Source organism: Vreelandella vilamensis (genome assembly GCF_031451755.1).
GTDB classification, from domain to species: domain Bacteria; phylum Pseudomonadota; class Gammaproteobacteria; order Pseudomonadales; family Halomonadaceae; genus Vreelandella; species Vreelandella vilamensis.
Genome location: NZ_JARWAN010000019.1, coordinates 24,244 through 41,292, shown reverse-complemented (window position 1 = coordinate 41,292; position 17,049 = coordinate 24,244). Strand labels below are relative to the sequence as shown.

Here is a 17,049-nt window from a genome sequence, read left to right as displayed (position 1 = left end):
CGTCAGTGTTATTGACGGTGCTTATGGCAGCCTTATTTTTGAGCGGCTGTGCAAGCCGTGATACCCAACGTACTGAGAATTCAAGCGATGCGGGCCTGCAACAAACCCAGCAATCAGCCTCTAGCAGCAGTGGTGAGCGTTATGCCATGAGTGGAGATGCCTACCCGCTTGACCCGCCCGATGTTTCTCGTGTCCCTAATGCCGAGCCTAAAGACGAGCCGCTTTCGCGAGCCGGTAATCGCTCAAGCTATACGGTTTGGGGTAAAACATACCGCGTATTGCCAGATTCGACGGGGTATTCGCGTGAAGGAGTTGCTTCTTGGTATGGAGAGAAATTTCACGGTTATGCTACCTCCAATGGTGAAATTTACGATATGTACAAAATGACCGCAGCGCATCGTTCTTTGCCGTTACCGACCTTTGCACGCGTGACGAGTTTAGATAACGGTAACTCGGTCATTGTGCGTGTTAACGATCGTGGCCCATTCCATAGCGAGCGAGAGATTGATCTCTCCTACGCTGCAGCGTCACGCCTTGGATTTATCGATGAGGGTACGGGGCGTGTAAGCGTCGAGGCCATCGATCCTAAGCGTTGGCAAGCAGATACGTCTCAGCGTGAAATTCAAACGAAACGCGAAACGGCAAGGCAGGTCGAAGTGCCGGCGCAGATAGAAGTACCTACGCAGATTTCGCGCCCTGCTCAGCGCGACACTCTAACACCAGCATCCACGGCAGCTGAGTCAACGTCTGAGCCGGCAAATGAAGCGATGCCTATGTATCTGCAAATTGCTGCCTTGGGCAGTGCAGAAAGTGCCGACCGGCTCAAACAGCAGCTGCAAAGCGAATTAGATCACAATGTGCGCATTACTAGCGAAGCCGATGTGTATCGCGTACAGGTCGGGCCGATTAGGCGTCAACAAGATGAACAGTCACTGCGCGAATCGCTTCGCCAGGCAGGCTTTCCTCAAGCCTTTATTGTGAAATAATGACTTTTTACCCAAGTGAGAAAATATCTGTGATGAACGATTTTATTTTGCGCCGTTTTTGTTGTCGTTTTGGCTTTGGCTTACTCGCGCTGTTGATGGCCGTTGTGGTGATGACGGCCGCATTACCGGTTTCCGCCCAGGTAATTCCCCAGCCACAAACCATTATTCCCGCCTCGCCTCAGCTGGCAGCTAAATCGTGGATATTGATGGATGCCAATAGTGGGCATGTACTGGCAGAACATAACGCCGATCAGCGATTGCCGCCGGCGAGCCTAACCAAACTAATGACGGCGTTCTTGGTCGAGCGAGAGCTTGACCGTGGCACCATTGATTTTGATGACATGGTGAGCGTCAGTGAAAAAGCATGGCGCACTGGCGGCTCAAAAATGTTTATCGAAGTCGGCACGCAGGTTTCTGTTGAAGACTTATTGCACGGCATTATCATCGTCTCAGGAAATGATGCCAGTGTGGCAATGGCGGAACATCTAGCAGGTGGTGAAGGGCCTTTTGCGGATTTGATGAATCAACATGCTGCACGCCTGGGCATGAATAATACCAATTTTGAAAATGCGACTGGCCTGCCGGGTGAAAATCACTACTCCAGTGCACGGGATATGGCGCTTCTCGCTCAGCATATTATTAATGACTACCCCGAACACTATGCGACCTATGCCGAGCGGACATTCTCCTTCGGCGGTATTGATCAGCCGAATCGTAACCGTCTTTTGTGGCGCGACCCGAGTGTTGATGGCCTGAAAACAGGCTGGACCTCTGAAGCCGGGTATGGGCTCGTCGCTTCTGCTGAACGTGATGGTATGCGCCTGATTTCCGTTGTCATGGGGGCCAATTCAGAAGAGGGTCGTGCGCAAGAAACACAGAAGCTTTTGAGTTATGGTTTTCGCTTTTATGAAACCATGAATCTTTACGAACGTGGGGCTGTGTTGGCCACGCCGCGTCTTTGGGGCGGAGAGCGAAATGAAGTTCGCATTGGCGTCGACAAAGAGGTGTATATGACGCTGCCGCGTAACCGTAACGAAGAGCTACGAGCTCGGCTGAATATGAATAACGATCTCAATGCACCCATATCCATGGGCGATAACGTCGGCACGCTAGAAGTGGTGATGGGCGACGAGGTAGTCGGTGAGCGAGATCTCGTCGCGCTGGAAAGTGTCGAGGAAGGAGGGCTTTTCAAGCGCCTGATCGACCAAGTGCGCCGTTTTTTTAGCGGCCTTTTGAGCAACTTTTTTGATTAAACGCGCTTTTGGTTAGCGGCGTTCTGATGAAACTTTATGATATATCACTCAGCGCCCATCCATCGATTAGCAGGTGAAAGAATGACTCCGAATGGCAAACAAGGTTTTCGAGATATGCGCCCTTCGGCGGCGACGCAGCAAAAATCGGCAAAAATCACTTTTCCGTGCGACTACCCGATTAAAGTCGTGGGTGACGCGGCGGATGACTTTCCCGCGACGGTGTGCCAAGTACTGGTTCGCCATGCGCCAGACTTCGACGAAGCCTCAATGCAGGTGATCGATAGTCGCAACGGTCGCTTTCAATCGGTGAGAGTGACGATTCGCGCCACCGGCGAGAAGCAGCTTAATCAGCTGTTCCTTGATTTAAAAGCGACCGGCCGTGTTCACATGGTCGTGTAAGCAATGAGCATCGATTTGCCGCCCATTGAGCTGCACTGCTTGGGAAGACGCCCTTATCAGCCGGTGTGGGAGGCCATGCGTGAGCTGACCGACACACGGGGTGACGAAACGCCGGATCAATTTTGGCTGGTGGAGCACGAGCCGGTATTTACTCAGGGGCAAGCAGGAAAACCTGAGCACGTGTTGATGCCAGGCGATATTCCCGTGGTACAGACTGACCGTGGCGGTCAGGTTACCTATCACTGCCCAGGCCAGGTGGTGCTATACCCGTTACTGGACGTTAGGCGCGCCAAGATGGGCGTGCGCGACTTGGTCACGGCACTTGAAGGGGCTGTGATTGATGTGCTGGCAAGATACAGCGTTGTGGCGCGCGCGCGGTCTGACGCACCCGGTGTCTATGTTGAGACGGCGACAGGCGAAGCAAAAGTCGCGTCTTTGGGACTTCGCATACGCCGAGGCGGCAGTTTTCACGGTGTGGCGCTCAATGTGGATAGCGATTTGTCGCCGTTTGCGCGCATCAATCCCTGTGGTTACGCCGGTATGAAAATGACGCGGCTGGCAGACTTAACTGACCAGCCGGTTAGTTGTGAAACCGTGGGAGAGCAACTCGCACAAGCGCTCGCGGTGCGCATCGAGCGCCGACTGACACGCTAAAAGTTAGCCCATCTGTTGAGCAGGAATGCGATTTTCGTCTTTGTTTTGCTGGCCGGGAACCGCAGCCGGAGACGCGAGACCGAGGTTGTTCTTCTCAAAGACGCGATCAGCGCGGTAGCTAGACCGTACCAGTGGCCCAGAGGCAACTTCCATAAAACCCTTTTCTAACCCTAAGACGCGATAGCGTTCGAACTCTTCAGGCGTTACGTAGCGCTCAACGGGCAAGTGGTTTTTTGTCGGGCGTAAATACTGGCCTAGGGTAACGATATCGACGCCGATTTCACGTAATTCATCAAAAGTTTGCAGAATTTCGTTTTCGGTCTCGCCAAGCCCCAGCATCAAGCTCGTTTTGGTGAGGACGTCCGGGCGGTGCTTTTTCGCGTGGGCGAGTACATCGAGGGTTTTACGGTAACCCGCACGCGGGTCGCGAACGCGGCTGGTTAACCGCTCAACGGTTTCCACGTTTTGCGCAAACACCTCAAGCCCTGAATCTACCACGCGCTCTATGGCGGCGGGTTCAGCGTCGAAATCGGGCGTCAATGCTTCAACGACGACCTCGGGCGTGTGCGTTTTAATGGCACGAATGCAGTCGGCGTAGTGGGAGGCGCCACCGTCATCCAAGTCATCGCGGTCCACCGAGGTCAGAACAATATAGCGCAGCCCCATGAGCTTGACCGATTTGGCCGTGTTCTCCGGCTCTTCAGCGTCGAGCCAGCCTTTGGGGTTGCCGGTGTCAACAGCGCAGAAGCGGCAGGCGCGGGTGCAAACCGAACCCATCAGCATAATCGTGGCAGTACCATTACTCCAACACTCGCCCATGTTGGGGCAATGCGATTCGGCGCAGACGGTGCTTAAACGATGGGTCGCGACGTTTTTTTTCACCGCTTCAAAACGCTCGCCCCCGGGAATTTGGGCTCGCAGCCATTTAGGTTTGCGTTCAAGTGATGGTGCATCGTCTTGGGTTTTGCCCTGCTTGATGCCATCTTTAATAACGGCCATGCCGTGCTCATTGCGGAATTTTGTACCGCTGGACACGCGCTGAGAGGTGTTGTCGCTCATAAAGGAGAGCCTCTACTGTGGATACGAGTCGGTGACGACAGAGGTCTATAATGGGTAATGTAACATAGTTGGGTAAAAACGAGACACAGCGTGCTTAAGCAGGTCACGATGAAAAAACAAACCCCGCGATAAATTGCGATTCTTCATCGACGTTGTGGGTCGCGTGGCTTACACTATATTGCGTTGCAGCATAATAGTTATCGGGTCCACTGTTTTCATGACCCAAGGGAGAATCTATGAACTTTCTCGCCAATCCTACCGAAATCGCTGAGAACTACCCTGGCGCATCTTTGCTTTCGACGGTATTTGACCCCTTTGGCTTTGGTCGTGCTGCTGTAGATTACTGGCGCGATGGGTTTGAGCGCAGCGTGCTTTATTGGGATGTCATGCGTCAGCGTGGCAATCAGTATCTTGAGCACATGCAAAAGACAAAGCCTAGTGTGCTTGGGTTTGAAACCGAAGTGTTGATGGATGGACGGCAATTGCCGCGCCCCACCAACTACGAGTTGTTGCGTGTGTTGCCCCCTGAAGGCGTAGAGATTGACGCGCAAAAACGGCCCTTTGTGGTGGTAGATCCACGTGCCGGCCATGGTCCCGGTATTGGGGGGTTTAAGCCCGATAGTGAACTTGGCGTAGCACTGCGTGCAGGACATCCCTGCTATTTCGTGGGATTTCTGCCGTACCCCGAGCCGGGGCAGACGGTAGAAGATGTCGTTGAGTCAGAAATTGCCTTTTTGCGCTATATAGGCGAATTACACGCCGATATTACAGAAAAGCCGATGGTGGTGGGTAACTGCCAAGCCGGTTGGCAAGTCATGATGGCAGCCGCGTTAGAACCGGATCTGTTTGGCCCGATCCTGATTGCCGGTGCGCCGCTTTCCTATTGGGCGGGCGAGCGCGGTAAAGCGCCAATGCGTTACACTGGCGGCATGACAGGCGGCAGCTGGATCACGGAGCTCACCAACGATCTGGGTCACGGTCTTTTTGACGGTGCCTGGCTGGTGCAGAATTTTGAGCGCTTAAACCCTGCCAACACGTATTGGAAAAAACAGTACAACCTTTTTGATAGCATCGATACCGAAGCGCAGCGTTATCTTGAATTTGAGCGCTGGTGGGGCGGCCATGTGCTGCTTGGCGGTGAAGAAATTCAGTACATTGTCAATAATCTTTTTATTGGCAATCGCCTTTCGACCGCGCAGTTGCTAACGAGTGATGGGCGTCGTATCGATCTACGCAACGTGCGCTCACCAGTGGTTGTATTTTGCTCGCGTGGGGATGACATTACGCCACCTCCGCAGGCGCTAGGCTGGATTCGTGATTTGTACGAAGGTACAGACGATATCATCGCCAACGAACAAACCATCGTTTACTGTAAACACGATACCACCGGCCATCTGGGGATCTTTGTTTCGGGCAGCGTTTCGCGCAAAGAACACTCAGAATTCACGGCTAACATGGACTACATTGACGTGATGCCGCCAGGGTTGTTTGAAGCCAAGATTACCCAAGCAGATGAGCGTCCAGACGCCGAGCTTATCGAGCGCGATTATTTGCTGGAATTCGAGACGCGTAACTTCGACGAGCTGGACAAAGACGTTAAACACAGCCCAGAAGATGATCGCCGTTTTGCTACCGTGGCACGGTTATCTGAGATCAATTTGGGTTTTTACCGTCTGGCGGTACAACCTTTGCTGCAAGCGATCACTACACCTGAGACCGCGCGCATGGGGCGTCTCATGCACCCCATTCGTATGCGCTACCGTTTGATGTCCGACCGTAACCCCTTTACCGTGCCGCTGCCGGTGATGGCGGAAATGGTCCGCCAAAATCGTCACCCAGTGGCGGAAGATAACCTCTTTAAAACGCTTGAAGGGATGGTCTCTGATCAGATTGTGTCGAGCCTGAACGCTGTGCGCGATTGGCGTGATAGCAGCATTGAGCGAATGTTCTTGGATATTTACGGCCAGCCCTTATTGCAAGCGGCGGTGGGCCTGTTTGGTGATGCTAATATCCATCGCCGTCGTCCGGGCGCCGAACTAGAGCATCGCCACTTTATCGAGCAGCGCAAAGAAGAAATTCGTAAGAGTATGGCCGATGGCGGTGAGCACGAAGCCGTAATGCGTGCTTTGATCTATGTGTTGGGTGGTGCGCCCGCCACCGATGAGCGTAATTTTAAGCGTTTGCGGGCCTCGCGTGCCGAGCTAGAGCCAAGCAGAACGCTGTGTGACTTTAAAAAGCTGGTGCGTGATCAGTTCTTTACTCTTAAGCACGATCGAGAGAAAGCGCTGGAGACCTTACCGCAGTTGCTAAAAGGTCAGACTAACGAGCAAATTGATGGGCATATTGCACACTTAGAGCATGTGTTTGCCGCTAGCGGGGAATTATCGGAGCACGCCGCGGCACGCTTTGATCAAGTGAAAGCGCTGTTTGACCAGGCGCGCCCGGAAAAGCCGGTTGAGCCAAAGCTGGAAGCGCCAAAGCCGGAAGCGCCAAAGCCGGAAGCGCCAAAGCCGGAAGCGCCGAAGCAGGAAGCGCCAAAGCCGGAAGCGCCAAAGCCGGAAGCGCCGAAGCAGGAAGCGCCAAAGCCGGAAGCACCACAACCTGATTCACCTGCACCAGCGGACAAAACGTCAGCAGCGACGTCCTCGGAAAGTAACGCGACAACGACTCAGTCATCAGCGGCGCCGAATAAGTCAGCGCCTAACGCGTCGACACGAAAACGCACAACGCGCAAGCGTTAAATGCTGATGTCTCACAACGCCCTGGCTTGATCGCCGGGGCGTTTTTGCGTGGGGAGAGAGGTTGCCGTTTCGTGTCGGGCAGTCTAGTGTCTAGCATAGATTCTATCGTCAGCCGCTGATTTACCACATAAATCACTAGGGCTAGCGCTTCGCTGAGGCGTGGGGTAGGGTAGGCGCATTTTTTCACGTACAGGCTAACCGACGTTCCATTGCGACTTACCTGTGTGTTAATTGTTGAACCGTTTTATTCAAAACGCCGCCTGTTTTAGCCGGCATATCATTTAAGTGGAGTACTATGGGCAAGTCACTGGTCATCGTCGAGTCGCCCGCCAAAGCGAAGACGATCAATAAATATCTCGGCAACGATTTCATCGTGAAGTCGAGCGTGGGTCACATTCGTGATCTTCCGACCAGCGGCTCGGGTAAGGCAGCCTCCGACCCTAAAGAGCGCGCTCGTCAAGCCGCACTCACGCGCAAAATGTCAGCGGATGAGAAAGCCGTCTATAAAAAACACAAAGCCCACGACCAGTTGATTCGGCGCATGGGGATTGATCCTGCTAATGGCTGGGAAGCGCACTACGAGATTTTGCCCGGTAAAGAGAAAGTCGTCGCGGAACTAAAAAAACTGGCGGAAAAGGCCGATGCTGTCTATCTGGCGACGGATTTGGACCGTGAAGGGGAGGCGATTGCCTGGCACCTGCGCGAAACCATTGGTGGGGATAACGAACGTTACAAGCGCGTGGTATTTAACGAGATTACCCAAAACGCCATTCAAGATGCGTTTAAGGCGCCGGGGGCGCTGAATATTCCTCGTGTGGAAGCACAGCAAGCCCGGCGCTTTCTCGATCGGGTAGTGGGTTTCATGCTCTCGCCGCTGCTGTGGGCGAAAATTGCTAGAGGCCTTTCTGCGGGCCGTGTGCAGTCGGTGGCAGTGCGTTTAATAGTCGAGCGCGAGCGCGAAATTCGCGCATTCATCCCTGAGGAATTCTGGGATGTCCATGCCGACCTTGCTACATCCGATGGCGAGCTTGTGCGTTTTGCGTTGGCACGCCAAGATGGCAAAGCGTTTCGGCCTACGTCAGAAAAAGAGACGCTTGATCGCATTGCCGCGCTAAGGAAAGCGGAACTTGAGATCACCTCGCGCGAGGACAAGCCAACCCGCACAAAGCCTAATGCCCCTTTTATTACCTCAACGTTGCAGCAGGCAGCGAGCAGTCGCCTAGGGTTTTCTGTCAAGAAAACCATGACCATGGCGCAACGCTTATACGAAGCGGGTTACATCACTTATATGCGTACGGATTCCACCAATCTCTCTAAAGAGGCGGTAGAAAACGCGCGTGCGTTTATTGGTGAGGCATACGGCGATCGCTACCTTCCTGAAGCCCCCATCCGCTATAGCAGTAAAGAGAGCGCGCAAGAAGCCCACGAAGCCATTCGCCCGTCCAGTGTTGAGCGAAAAACGACTGAGTTAGTCGGGATGGAGCGCGATGCAGAACGGTTATACGAGCTTATTTGGCGTCAGTTTGTCGCCTGCCAGATGACCCCGGCTGAGTACTTATCCACGACGTTGAGTGTGGAAGTCGATGGCTATGAACTGCGTGCTAAAGGTCGTGTGCTTAAGTTTGATGGTTTCACACGCGTGATGAAACCAGCAGGAAAGAACGAAGACCAGAGCCTGCCTGATCTGCCGCAAGGGACGCCCATGACGCTGGAAACCCTCGATCCCCAGCAGCATTTCACCAAGCCCCCGGCGCGTTACTCTGAGGCGGCGCTGGTAAAAGAATTGGAAAAGCAAGGCATTGGTCGGCCCTCAACGTATGCGTCGATCATCTCCACCATTCAAGATCGTGGTTATGTGAAGCTGGAAAGTCGCCGTTTTTATGCCGAAAAATTGGGCGATATCGTGACCGAGCGATTGAAGGAGTCTTTCCCCGATTTGATGGATTACTCGTTCACGGCGCGTATGGAAGATAGCCTAGATGAAGTTGCCGAAGGGGAGCGTAATTGGAAAGCGCTGCTTGATGAGTTCTACCAAGAGTTCCGCGAAGAGCTGGCACAAGCTGAAAGCGAAGACGGTATGCGCCCCAATCAGCCGGTGCCAACGGATATCGACTGCCCGAGCTGTGGCCGTAAAATGCAGATTCGTACGGCTTCTACCGGGGTGTTTTTAGGCTGCAGTGGATACAACCTGCCGCCGAAAGAGCGTTGCAAAACCACGATTGACTTAATTCCTGGAGAAGAAGCAGTGGCCTCCGACGCGGGCGAAGAAGCCGAAACGGAAGCGCTGCGAGCCAAGCGCCGTTGCCCTAAATGTGGTACGGCGATGGATAGCTATTTGATTGATGAAACCCGTAAGCTGCATATCTGTGGTAATAGCCCAGATTGCGACGGCTACGAAATCGAAAGCGGTAAGTTCAAGATCAAAGGCTATGATGGCCCGGTTATCGAATGCGACAAGTGTGGCAGCGAAATGCAGCTTAAGTCAGGCCGCTTTGGCAAATATTTCGGCTGCACCAACAGCGAGTGCAAGAACACACGCAAGTTGCTGAAAAGTGGGGAAGTGGCGCCGCCGAAGATGGATCCGATCCCGATGCCTGAGCTGGAGTGCCAGAAGGTGGATGATCACTATGTGTTGCGCGATGGGGCTAGCGGCCTCTTCCTTGCGGCGAGTAAATTCCCCAAAAATCGTGAAACGCGTCCCCCTCTGGTGAAAGAGCTTAAGGCCCACGCTGATGAGCTACCGGAAAAGTATCATTTCATTCTCGATGCGCCCAGCGAGGATCCGGATGGTCGTCCAGCGCAAATTCGGTTTTCGCGCAAAAACAAAGCGCAGTACGTCATGACCGACGAAAATGGTAAGGCCACCGGTTGGAAAGCGACTTTTGAGAACGGTAAATGGCATGTGGAGGACAAGCGAAAGTGACACCTCGCGCTCGGACGAACCAGCTGCTCTATCAAGCGGAGCTTTTGATCACTACGACAGTAGCAGACGATGAGGACGCTACTTCGCGCAAAATGGCACTTGAAGAGAGTGCCCTCGCGCTCATGGAGCTGGCGCTTGAGTCACATCTCAAAGAGGTGACCGAGCACGCACGGCTTGTCGAGTATCGTTGGCCGCTTTTGCTGGCGGCTGATGGGCCTGCCGTTGCAGAGCTCCAGCGACTTCGAGATCTTGCTGCTGACGTGGATTCTTGGCTCGGTTGGCTGATTTTTCAACTGGAACGTTTACATAGCAGCGAAGGAGCGTCGAAACGACCGACTCATAATCCTTCAATGATTGCGTTAGGCAGCCAGGCCGCCTTTGCCGATGAAATGCTGGCGTGTATCAATAGCGCTAAGAATGAGATAGCTGCGCTGCGGGAAACAAGTGAAGAATGGTAACGATAGCCTAAAAAAGCAGCAAGAGGGCTATCAAAGTGTTGAGCCTTGTCTTAATACTCTATGCCAATAGCGAAATAGTCAGATAATGTGTTTTCCTCTACGCTAGCACGCCAAAATTTGTTGCTGTGAAGCCTTTTAGCCGTCATTGGTAAAATTAACGTATTGCCAAAAAACGAAACATCATAGTTAACTAAAACATTACAGATAACCAAGGAGAAGCGCATGCGCTACAACCAGGTAAAAGATCTGGTCGTTTGGGCCGCTGATTTCCATGCCCGTATGGCTAAGCAGTTTAGCGACGCGGCAGAGAACGCAGACGCTGAGAGATTAAAGATGGCGCTGACTTACCTCGCTAATCGAGAGTTGCGCATGAAAACGGGTTTGGAAGATATTTTCTCCGACGGTTCCGATCATCGCGATGTGTTAAACACCTGGTTTGATGATCCCACGGATTTTCCCCATCCGCCAAAGCTCGAAAAGCTGGCCGAAAGCGCCGGTTATGACAGTGTTGACGTTGCGATGAAAACAGCGACTGAGGCGCACAAAACGCTTCAGGCTCTATATGAACACCGTGCTGAAAAAGCGGTGATAGAACCAGAAGAAGAGTTTTTTACGTCGCTTGCTGAGGGGCATGAAGCTGAGGTCAGGCGTATCGTTATGAGTCTTGAAGAGTTTACCGACCTTTAACGCTGATATTTTGAGAGTGATAAAATGCCGGTGAACCGACGCCAATTTCTCACCTACGCGCTAGGGTTGCCAATATCGGCCTATATGTCTGGCGCTCAGGCGAACCTTTCAGACGACGGATCCGTCGAGCCTGATTTGATTGAAACGCTGGTCTCGCGAGCGCATGTGCCGCGACACAGCGATGAGGTGTGGGTCTTAATAGATGATAAAGAGGCATCGCTTAGCATTTATCGTGGCAATGCTCGGCTTGAGCGATTTGCCCCAGTATCACTTGGTCGCTCGGGAGCGAAAACTCAGCGTTTGCGTGGCAGCAATGTTACTCCGCTGGGGGAATTTCGTATCAATCGGTTTAACTATGCGAGTCAGTGGCATATCTTTGCTGGTATCGATTATCCCACCCCTGCGCATGCCCGCATGGCCCTGAAAAACGGTGTGTATTCGCAACAGGATTACGATGATTACTTCGCCTATTACCGTCGTTACGGCGCTCCTCCGCAAGATACGGTGTTAGGCGGGGCGATTGGAGTGCATGGCTTGGGTAGTGCGGACCCTGATGTTCATGCTAAGTATCACTGGACGCAAGGGTGCGTGGCGTTAACAAATACGCAAATTGAGCGTATGGTGAGATTGGTCGACGTTGGCACGCGGGTTGTGATCCGCTAAGCTAATGTTGTTGAAGGAAGTTCAGGCATTAAATACGCAGCTATAGACAAACGTTGTGTACTATAATAAAACTGCGTTTGACGCTTGTGCTTAACGGCACATGTGGCTGCAATGAACCTGCACCGCAGGTAGACAAGGTTAACGTTTCTAAGCTTAACGTTGTCACCCTTAACGTAGCACCAAGGAAGACTCAAGGAGAACATTATGACTCTGAAGACTACTCTGAAGATGTCTGCCGCTGCCGCTTCTCTGGCAATTCTGGCAGGTTGTGCTTCTACCAGTGCGCTGGAAGAAGTTCGCATGACGGCTGAATCTGCACAAGCAGATGCTGCAGAAGCTCGCAGCATGGCTTCTCAGGCAATGAACACTGCAAACCAAGCGCAGCGTGATGCACGAGCTGCAATGCAGATGTCTGAGCAGAACCGTGAAGAAATGAACCGTATGTTTGAGCGTTCCATGCAGAAGTAATTTTGCTTGGTTAGCGCTTTAAGGTTTAGGCCTTATGCGGAGTCGCATCGCTTATTAAGTGATGTGACGCAAAAAACCCTGCTTCGGCAGGGTTTTTTGTTGCTACAAATATTTTTGTCGAGAAGCATTACGAGTCACTTTCCAGCTTTGCCGTTGACTCAAGCTTAAGAGCATCAAGGAGGTCGCCGTCCCATTTAAGCGGAGCGGGCTCTTTTTTGGGGGCTTGCGGGCCGTAAAGCGCAATCATATGCCCATCCGGTTGCTCAATGGCATGTTTAATCTGAGCATAGTCTACCGTAATGTTGTCGCCTTCGGTTTTTTCCGATATTTGTTTGAGCGCGTTAAGTAAGGGCTCAAAGCTATCCATGTTTTCTTCAAGCTGTGGAAACGACTGCGCAAAGAGGGTGCCATCTTCCGCCCATCCCGCTTTGAAAGGGGCGTCGATCAAGTTAACTTTTGTGCCACTGGGTAGTCGCTCATAGAGCGATTCGATATCTTCTGGGTACATGCGGATGCAGCCGCGACTGACTCGCATGCCAACGCCATCAGGGCGGTTGGTGCCATGAATTAAGTAGCTGGGCATATCCAGTAATATAGCGTGCTCACCTAATGGGTTATCCGGCCCAGGAGGAACTATGGCAGGAGGCGGGTCGCCCCGCTCAGCGGCTTCACGACGCATCGAGGCAGGCGGTGCCCAGGCAGGGTCCTTGACCTTGATAGTGGTACGCGTAACGCCGACCGGTGTGGCAAACTCTTCTCGTCCTACGCTTACGGGGTAGGTTTCGACAATGCCAGGGTTGTCAGCGGGGTAGTAGTAAAGGCGTAGCTCGGAAAGATTGATGACCACTCCTTCGCGCGGAACAGAAGGCAAAAGGTAGCGGCTGGGAATGACAACCTCTGTTCCTTCGCCAGGCACCCAAAGGCTGACTTCAGGGTTGGCCATGCGGATTTCTTCAAAACCAATGTTGTGACGTCGGGCGATATCGATCAGCGTTTCTTCATGATTTTTCACCGTGACGGTATAGCGCTCGCCAATCACATCTCCTGTTTCCGGTAGATGAAATTGCCCACGAGGGAGCGCATTGGGACGCTCGCTGATGGCTTCGTCAGCCACGACCCTAGCGGCTTCTAGGGCGGTGTCGGTAATGGTGCCGTGACGTGCGTCTGCACTAGGCGAATCCGCGTGCAGAGAAGACGCTAACGTGGCCGCAAACAGAATAGAAAGTGCCGTGGGGAGCCGGCAGAGAGTTTTCGTCATGCGGCAGTTTCCTTTTGGTTAAGTTGACTAAGGAGGGTTTCTAGCTGGTAAAAACGCTCTTCTGCTTTTGTCATGGGTAGCTCGAAGCGCAAGGTGTCGGCGCCTTCCAGGCGGTAATGCTGTGGTGATTTCTGAATCAACGATACCAATATCATCGGGTCGACCTGTGTTTGGGCATCGAATAAGATTTTACCCCGTGTTTCACCGGCTTCTAAGCGGCTTATGCCTAATGACTCTGCTCGTTGGCGCAGTTGTGTTTGGCGGATTAGGTTTTTCACCGGGCCAGGCAGGAGGCCAAAACGGTCGATTAACTCCACTTGCAGCTCCTTTAACTCTGCGCTGCTTTGCGTGTTGGCAATGCGTTTGTACATCACTAGGCGCTGCTGGACGTCGTGAATGTAGTCATCGGGAATAAGTGCAGGTAGGTTTAAGCTAATCTCTACGCCGGAATTAAACGGTGCGTCGATATTTGGCGTTTTGCCCGCACGGATGGCTTTAACGGCGCGGTCAAGCATTTCCATATAAAGTGTATAGCCAATGGTTTCCATTTGCCCACTCTGTTCATCACCTAAGAGCTCACCTGCACCGCGGATTTCCATGTCATGGCTGGCAAGGGTGAAACCGGCGCCTAAATCATCAGAGGCACTGATGGCTTCAAGGCGCTTAACCGCATCACGGGTCATCGCTTTTGGCGGTGGGGTAAGCAGGTAGGCGTAGGCTTGGTGATGGCTACGGCCGACGCGGCCACGCAGTTGGTGCAGCTGGGCTAGGCCGAACTTGTCGGCACGCTCAATGATGACCGTGTTGGCGCTGGGCACATCGATGCCGGTTTCGATGATGGTAGAGCACACCAGGACATTGAAACGCCGGTGGTAAAAATCCGACATGACGCGTTCTAGGCTGCGTTCCGGGAGTTGACCATGGGCGACGGCGACACGCGCATCGGGTACTAGCTCACGGACCTTTTCTGCCGCGATTTCGATGGTCTTCACTTCGTTGTGTAAGAAGTAAACTTGACCGCCGCGCAGAATTTCACGCAGTAACGCCTCCTTTATTACGCCATCAGCGCGCTGCTGAACAAAGGTTTTGACTGATAACCGCCGCGCTGGGGGAGTCGCAATAATAGACAGATCGCGAATTCCGCTCATCGCCATGTTGAGTGTTCGGGGAATGGGGGTAGCCGTGAGCGTGAGAATATCGATTTCAGCACGCAAGGTCTTAAGTTTCTCTTTTTGGGAAACGCCAAAGCGATGCTCTTCGTCGATAATCAGCAGCCCCATCTTGGGGAGTTCGACACTTTTCGAAAGGAGTTTATGGGTACCAATGACAATGTCCGTTTGACCGCTTTTGATGTGGTCTAACGTTTCTTTCATGGCCTTGCCTTGAGTGAAACGTGAAACAAGGCTGATATTGACGGCGGTATCGGCGAAGCGGTCGCGAAAGTTTTCAAAGTGCTGGCGTGCCAGCAGGGTAGTGGGGACCAGAACCACTACCTGGCGGCCGGACTGCACGGCTAAAAAAGCGGCGCGCATCGCGACTTCGGTTTTGCCAAAGCCAACGTCGCCACACACAACGCGATCCATGGGTTGTGGCGAGGTCATATCCTCAATGACCGCATTGATAGCGGCCTCTTGATCGGGGGTTTCCTCAAACGGGAAACTGGCGGCGAAGCGGTCGTATTCTTCGTCCGGTGACGTATAAACCACGCCTTCTTGGGCTTCACGGCGGGCGTAGATGTCCAGTAGCTCAGCGGCCGTGTCGCGAATTTTTTCCGCGGCTTTTTTACGCGCTTTTTCCCACTGGTCAGAGCCAAGTTTATGCAGAGGGGCCAACTCATCGTCAGCGCCACTGTAGCGTGAGATAAGATGCAGGCTGTCTACAGGGACGTAAAGCTTGGCCCCACCAGCGTATTCCAGTGCGAGAAATTCGTTAGCCATACCTCCCGCTTCCAGTGTTTCGAGCCCTAAGTAGCGACCGACGCCGTGCGCCTGATGTACCACAGGCGCTCCTTTTTTAAGCTCTGAAAGGTGGCGTACGGCGAACTCGTTCTCGTCAGTGGCCTTCTCGCGCCGGCGGCTTTGGCGGACGACATCGCCAAATAGCTCGGTTTCAGTAATCACCGCGAGATCGGGAGTCTCCAGCCACAGCCCCTCATCGACCTGACCTTCCGCGATAGCAAACTGCAACTCGCTCTGGGTAAATTCAGAGAAGCGATCCACATGGGGTAGCGAGAGAGAAAGGGGTGCGAGTGTGTCTTCTAGCGCTTCACTGCGTCCACGCGATTCAGCGATAAAGAGCACGCGGGTATCGGGACTGTCTTGTAAAAAGGTGTTTAGCGCGGCCAAGGGCTTTTTGCTGCGCGCGTTGATAGTGACATCAGGCAATGCTTTGGCGGCAAACTCATGCGCATGGCGCTGCTCGGGGTTATTGGTCAGTTCAATGCGCGGGCGCTGCTTAATAGCGGCAAATATCTCATTAACCGGGAAAAACGCTCGATGGGGCGGTAGTAAAGGGCGCGTGGGATCAACACCCAAATTCGCATAGCGTGCTTCAATGGCTTCCCAGTGGTGCTCTCCTGCTTCAAATACGCCTGGCATCAGTGCCACTTGGGTGGCATCGGTAAGGTGTTCAAACAGTGAGGCGGTTTGTTCAAAAAAAAGCGGTAGATATTGCTCAAGCCCTGGCGAGGGAATGCCTTTGATAGCGTCGTTATAGAGCGGGCATTGGCGCGGATCGACGTCGAAAAGAGTTTCAAATTGCTCGCGAAAACAGGCAATGGCACTTCGACTAAGTGAGTATTCGTGTGCGGGTAGAAGCTCAATAGCATCGACTTTATCGGTGGAACGCTGTGAGCCGGGGTCAAAGTAGCGCAGGGTGTCAATTTCGTCGTCGAAAAGGTCAATGCGAATAGGGGCCTCCATGCCCATGGCGTATAAATCGATTAAAGCCCCGCGCATGGCGTACTCGCCAGGTTCATAGACCGTTTCTACCGCGCGATAACCGGCGCGAGAGAGCGATTCGCGTAAGGTTTCTCGGTCGAGTGTATCGCCGGTTTTGAGCGTCAATACGCGACCTGCGATGTAGTCGGTCGGCGGCAAGCGTTGCATCAGTGTATTGATCGGCACAAGCACGATGCCGTGAACCCCATCTTGAAGCTCACGAAGCGTCCGTAGTCTCGCCGACACGATATCTTGGTGCGGTGAAAAGCTATCGTAAGGCAGGGTTTCCCAATCTGGGAAAGGGAGTACGGGAATATCGCTATAAAATGCCAGTGCTTGCTCAAGAGATTGGGCGCTTGCCGTACTTGGCGTAATCACTAGCAAGGGCGTGGTGGTCGCGACTTGGGCGAGGGCGAGGGCATCAGCACTGCCCGGTGGCGAAACCCAGTAGAGCGTATCGCGAGTGCCTTGGGGCTTGGGCGGATCTAGTAGCGAAAAAGTTGGCATAATATAGGCATCGGTTGTGCAGAGGCAAAGCGCTAATGATACACGATCCATCCC

Annotated in this window: 13 protein-coding genes; 10 read left to right on the top strand and 3 right to left on the bottom strand. The window is 53.1% G+C overall.

Annotation, left to right across the window (positions count from 1 at the left end):
- Window positions 1–23 precede the first annotated feature (23 nt).
- From QC823_RS11775 to lipB, 4 genes are all read left to right on the top strand, one after another.
- A complete protein-coding gene (locus QC823_RS11775) occupies window positions 24–986 on the top strand; it encodes a septal ring lytic transglycosylase RlpA family protein (protein ID WP_309656540.1) in 963 nt (320 codons plus the stop codon).
- 95 nt (window positions 987–1,081) lie between these two features.
- Entirely contained in the window at window positions 1,082–2,239 is a 1,158-nt protein-coding gene (locus QC823_RS11770) for a D-alanyl-D-alanine carboxypeptidase family protein (RefSeq protein WP_309656576.1), read from the top strand.
- Between the two features lie 81 nt (window positions 2,240–2,320).
- Entirely contained in the window at window positions 2,321–2,638 is a 318-nt protein-coding gene (locus QC823_RS11765; protein ID WP_309656539.1) for an HP0495 family protein, read from the top strand.
- 3 nt (window positions 2,639–2,641) lie between these two features.
- Complete coding sequence (gene lipB, locus QC823_RS11760; protein WP_309656538.1) at window positions 2,642–3,292, top strand: lipoyl(octanoyl) transferase LipB; 651 nt, start codon at window positions 2,642–2,644, stop codon at window positions 3,290–3,292.
- 3 nt (window positions 3,293–3,295) lie between these two features.
- On the opposite strand, the gene lipA is transcribed toward lipB, so the two are convergent.
- Window positions 3,296–4,351, bottom strand: a complete 1,056-nt coding sequence (lipA, locus tag QC823_RS11755; RefSeq protein WP_309656537.1) for a lipoyl synthase — start codon at window positions 4,349–4,351, stop codon at window positions 3,296–3,298.
- A 236-nt stretch (window positions 4,352–4,587) separates the two neighbouring features.
- On the opposite strand from lipA, the gene QC823_RS11750 reads away from it, so the two are divergent.
- From QC823_RS11750 to QC823_RS11725, 6 genes are all read left to right on the top strand, one after another.
- Window positions 4,588–7,092 (top strand): DUF3141 domain-containing protein, encoded by a 2,505-nt coding sequence (locus QC823_RS11750; protein ID WP_309656536.1) that lies wholly within the window; start codon window positions 4,588–4,590, stop codon window positions 7,090–7,092.
- Window positions 7,093–7,387: 295 nt separating this feature from the next.
- Window positions 7,388–10,015, top strand: a complete 2,628-nt coding sequence (topA, locus tag QC823_RS11745) for a type I DNA topoisomerase (protein WP_309656535.1) — start codon at window positions 7,388–7,390, stop codon at window positions 10,013–10,015.
- Complete coding sequence (locus QC823_RS11740; protein ID WP_309656534.1) at window positions 10,012–10,473, top strand: DUF6586 family protein; 462 nt, start codon at window positions 10,012–10,014, stop codon at window positions 10,471–10,473. The genes topA and QC823_RS11740 overlap by 4 nt, the downstream gene beginning before the upstream one ends.
- A 222-nt stretch (window positions 10,474–10,695) precedes the next feature.
- Window positions 10,696–11,160, top strand: coding sequence for a 2-hydroxyacyl-CoA dehydratase (locus QC823_RS11735; protein WP_309656533.1), 465 nt, complete (start codon window positions 10,696–10,698; stop codon window positions 11,158–11,160).
- Window positions 11,161–11,184: 24 nt separating this feature from the next.
- Window positions 11,185–11,823 (top strand): L,D-transpeptidase family protein, encoded by a 639-nt coding sequence (locus QC823_RS11730; protein WP_309656532.1) that lies wholly within the window; start codon window positions 11,185–11,187, stop codon window positions 11,821–11,823.
- A 204-nt stretch (window positions 11,824–12,027) separates the two neighbouring features.
- On the top strand, window positions 12,028–12,291 hold the full coding sequence (locus tag QC823_RS11725) for an Lpp/OprI family alanine-zipper lipoprotein (protein ID WP_075881144.1): 264 nt from the start codon (window positions 12,028–12,030) through the stop codon (window positions 12,289–12,291).
- Window positions 12,292–12,418: 127 nt separating this feature from the next.
- Here QC823_RS11725 and QC823_RS11720 read toward each other — a convergent pair whose 3' ends face one another.
- Both QC823_RS11720 and mfd read right to left on the bottom strand, forming a co-directional pair.
- Window positions 12,419–13,549 carry a L,D-transpeptidase family protein gene (locus QC823_RS11720; RefSeq protein WP_309656531.1) on the bottom strand — a complete coding sequence of 377 codons (1,131 nt, stop codon included), beginning with the start codon at window positions 13,547–13,549 and terminating at the stop codon, window positions 12,419–12,421.
- Window positions 13,546–16,995, bottom strand: coding sequence for a transcription-repair coupling factor (gene mfd / locus QC823_RS11715; protein WP_309656530.1), 3,450 nt, complete (start codon window positions 16,993–16,995; stop codon window positions 13,546–13,548). Before mfd ends, QC823_RS11720 begins: the two co-directional genes overlap by 4 nt.
- Window positions 16,996–17,049: the final 54 nt, after the last annotated feature.

Bases quoted from the DNA above. Each gene is read 5' to 3' on its own strand.
- QC823_RS11725 (WP_075881144.1), top strand. From the start codon at position 12,028: ATGACTCTGAAGACTACTCTGAAGATGTCTGCCGCTGCCGCTTCTCTG.
- QC823_RS11765 (WP_309656539.1), top strand. From the start codon at position 2,321: ATGACTCCGAATGGCAAACAAGGTTTTCGAGATATGCGCCCTTCGGCG.
- lipB (WP_309656538.1), top strand. From the start codon at position 2,642: ATGAGCATCGATTTGCCGCCCATTGAGCTGCACTGCTTGGGAAGACGC.
- QC823_RS11720 (WP_309656531.1), bottom strand. From the start codon at position 13,549: ATGACGAAAACTCTCTGCCGGCTCCCCACGGCACTTTCTATTCTGTTT.
- QC823_RS11775 (WP_309656540.1), top strand. From the start codon at position 24: ATGGCAGCCTTATTTTTGAGCGGCTGTGCAAGCCGTGATACCCAACGT.
- topA (WP_309656535.1), top strand. From the start codon at position 7,388: ATGGGCAAGTCACTGGTCATCGTCGAGTCGCCCGCCAAAGCGAAGACG.
- QC823_RS11770 (WP_309656576.1), top strand. From the start codon at position 1,082: ATGGCCGTTGTGGTGATGACGGCCGCATTACCGGTTTCCGCCCAGGTA.
- lipA (WP_309656537.1), bottom strand. From the start codon at position 4,351: ATGAGCGACAACACCTCTCAGCGCGTGTCCAGCGGTACAAAATTCCGC.
- QC823_RS11750 (WP_309656536.1), top strand. From the start codon at position 4,588: ATGAACTTTCTCGCCAATCCTACCGAAATCGCTGAGAACTACCCTGGC.
- QC823_RS11730 (WP_309656532.1), top strand. From the start codon at position 11,185: ATGCCGGTGAACCGACGCCAATTTCTCACCTACGCGCTAGGGTTGCCA.
- mfd (WP_309656530.1), bottom strand. From the start codon at position 16,995: ATGCCAACTTTTTCGCTACTAGATCCGCCCAAGCCCCAAGGCACTCGC.
- QC823_RS11735 (WP_309656533.1), top strand. From the start codon at position 10,696: ATGCGCTACAACCAGGTAAAAGATCTGGTCGTTTGGGCCGCTGATTTC.